The following is a 3,041-nucleotide window of genomic DNA, read 5'->3' as shown; positions in this document are numbered from 1 at the left end:
AGAAGACATTTTGTTAATTTTGGGGAATCAAGATGGCGCGATTCCCCACACCACTTTGAATGCCCAAGAGCCGGCTTCTGTTGCCAACACGCTGCTTCTGTTGGTTGAGCAAATGATGCCCCAGGTGGTTGTTTGAACAGATTTTCAGGTATCCAGCAGGCTACAGCTTTTTTTAGCAACATCGACCCCAGCCAACACAGGCGTATCTTTTGTGGGACAGGGATCCCTCCCGTGAAGCCGAAAAACGGGAGATTGGATTCGGTGGAGATTTGCCGCATAATGAAATGTCCTGAGTGATCTTTCTTGCCAGCCATTGAACCAAGAGGATCCCCGCTGTGTTGCTTCTCGATTGCTCTCCCCTGACCCTTTCCCCAGAGGAAGCGCGGGAGAAACTGTTGTATCTCCTCGCCCAACTGGCCTATCGAGAAGGCTCCTTTACCCTCACTTCTGGACAGAAGAGCCCCTACTACATCAACTGCAAACCGGTTACCCTTCACCCCCAAGGAGCCTATTGGGTGGGATCCCTGCTGCACCGACTGTTGCCGCCCGAAACCGAAGCAGTGGCCGGAATGACGCTGGGGGCAGATCCCCTGGTGACGGCGGTGAGTTTGGCCTCCCTGAGGGCTGAGCCTGCCAACCTAGCCGCCTTGATCGCGCGCAAAGAGCCCAAGGGGCACGGTACGCAGGCCTGGATCGAGGGGCCGGAGTTGCCGGCAGGCAGTCGGGTGTGGATCCTGGAAGATGTGGTGACCACCGGCAGTTCTGCTTTGAAGGCTGTCGAACGGGTGCGGGCAGCCGGCTATCGGGCAGAAGGGATCCTGGCTTTGGTGGATCGGCTGGAAGGGGCAGAAGACCGCTGCCGAGAAGCAGGGATCGCCTTTCGTCGCCTATTCACCCTTCCAGAAGTGCAGGCTTGCCATCGGGCCTTGACCTCAGGAAAATCAAAGGACTAGCCTGCCCCCTTGGTGAGCATCAAAGCTTTGGAGAGCGGACATGCTGCCCCCTGCCTACTCAGCTCTGCCCAGCCGAAATCTGCCGAGCCTACCGCATCGGGCGCGGGTGGCTGTGTACGTGGTGATGAACATCGAGCACTTCACCTTTGGCAAGCTGGGCACGGCCATTCAACCCCATCTCACCAGCTCCCCTGAGATCGCCAACTATGGCTGGCGGGACTACGGCAATCGGGTGGGCATTTGGCGCTTGTTTGAGCTGTTTGCCGAGCTGGGGATCCCGGTGACGGCGGCCTTGAATGCGGAAATGGTGGATCTTTACCCCCCCATCATCGAAGGGATCCGCCAATACGGCTGGTCGGTGTTGGCCCACGGCTGGAACAACTCCACCGGCCACAGCGGCCTGGCCCGTGACGTCGAACAGGAGCTCATCGAGCGCAGTTTGTCCCTTTTGGAGAAGGTGTCGGGATCCCGCCCTTGGGGCTGGCTGACGCCGGGGTTTTCCGTTAGCGAGAACACCTTTGACCTGCTCAAGGCTGCCGGGATCCGCTACACCACCGACTGGGTAAACGACGACCAACCCTACTGGTTCCCAACTGCCGCCGGCCCCCTTTTGGGGATCCCCTACACCCTGGAGGCCAACGACATCAGCCTCTGTCTCAGCGCCCGCCTGCCGGCAGAAGCCTTTGCCCAAGCCCTCATCGACCAGTTTGATCAACTGTGGCAAGATGGGGAACGCTCCCCCCGCGTCATGGCCATCGGCCTACATCCTTTCATTGTCGGGCAGCCTCTGCGGATGGGATCCCTGAAAAAAGCCTTGCAGCACATCCAATCTCGCCCTCATACTTGGCTCACCACCGGCGATGGTCTCTACGACTGGTATGCCCAAGCCTGCCCTGCGCCTGAGATGGCCTGACAGGATCCCAGTTCCGGATCCCTGGCCAGGGCGGAAAAGGGGGTCTTTTGGCTTTGTGCCGATTTTGTCTTGTCTGGAGCTGTTCATCGTGGCTCTGGAAGTGACAGCATAGGCGGTGAAGCCACCTTCAGCAAAAGGGCTTGGCCATGCGCATGGGCAGACTCAGTGGGATCCTCCTGCACCCCACCTCGCTACCGGGGCCATTTGGTATCGGCGATCTGGGGCCATCGGCTTATCGCTTTGTGGACTTTCTGGTGGAGAGCGGCCAACGCCTCTGGCAGGTTCTTCCTCTTGGGCCGACCGGCTGGGGCAACTCCCCCTACATGAGCTTTTCCTCCATTGCCGGCAACCCGCTGCTCATCAGCCCGGAGCTATTGGTGGGGGCCGGTTGGCTAGAGCCCGACAGTTGGCAGGATCTGCCCCAATGGCCGGCCATCCAGGCGGGAGATAGGGGCCGGGTGGACTACGAAACCGTGATCCCCTTCAAGCTGGGCCTGTTGCACCGCGCCTGGGCTACCTTCAAAGAAAAAGCTTCCGGCCCCGATTGGGAAGCTTTCCAAGCCTATTGCGCTGCCGAGGCCGACTGGCTGCCGGACTATGCCCTGTTCATGGCCCTCAAGGATGTGTACGGCGAGCAAGAGTGGAACCAATGGGATCCGGCCTTGGTGCGACGGGATCCGCCGGCTTTGCAAGAGGCTCGCGATCGCTATGCCGATGCCATTACCGAGCAGATGTTTTGGCAGTATCTGTTTGCCCAACAGTGGGGATCCTTGAGGGAGTATGCTCATCGGCATCAAGTGCGGCTCATTGGGGATGTGCCCATCTATGTTGCCCCCAACAGTGCCGACGTGTGGGCCAACCGGGAGCTGTTTCACCTGGATGAACAGGGACGGCCTTTACAAGTAGCCGGTGTGCCGCCGGACTATTTCAGCCCCACCGGGCAGCGCTGGGGTAACCCCCTCTACAACTGGGAGGTGCTCAAGGCTCGCGGCTACGACTGGTGGATCCGGCGCATCCAGGCCATCCTCAAGCAGGTGGACTGTGTGCGCATCGACCACTTTCGCGGCTTCGAGAGCTACTGGGCCATTCCAGGCGATGCAGAAACGGCTGTGGAAGGGGAGTGGCAAAAAGGGCCGGGAGCAGATTTCTTTCAGGCCCTGGCCGACAAGCTGGGG

General features: G+C 59.8%; 3 protein-coding genes. All 3 read left to right on the top strand.

Features of this window, described 5'->3' with window-relative positions; translation table 11 throughout:
- Positions 1-335: 335 nt before the first annotated feature.
- Positions 336-953, top strand: a complete 618-nt coding sequence (pyrE, locus tag NW815_RS01675) for an orotate phosphoribosyltransferase (protein ID WP_414388861.1) — start codon at positions 336-338, stop codon at positions 951-953.
- A gap of 40 nt (positions 954-993) precedes the next feature.
- On the top strand, positions 994-1,866 hold the full coding sequence (locus NW815_RS01670; RefSeq protein WP_414388860.1) for a polysaccharide deacetylase family protein: 873 nt from the start codon (positions 994-996) through the stop codon (positions 1,864-1,866).
- A 146-nt stretch (positions 1,867-2,012) separates the two neighbouring features.
- Positions 2,013-3,041: 4-alpha-glucanotransferase (gene malQ, locus NW815_RS01665; protein WP_414415647.1), on the top strand; the 1,029-nt coding region annotated here is incomplete at its 3' end.

Origin of the sequence: Synechococcus sp. R6-7, from assembly GCF_047461695.1 — a bacterium.
Classification (GTDB): domain Bacteria; phylum Cyanobacteriota; class Cyanobacteriia; order Thermostichales; family Thermostichaceae; genus Thermostichus.
This window is presented reverse-complemented; position numbering and strand designations above follow the sequence as displayed.

Excerpts from the sequence above, each read along its gene's own strand:
- NW815_RS01670 (WP_414388860.1), top strand. The coding sequence starts at position 994 with ATGCTGCCCCCTGCCTACTCAGCTCTGCCCAGCCGAAATCTGCCGAGC.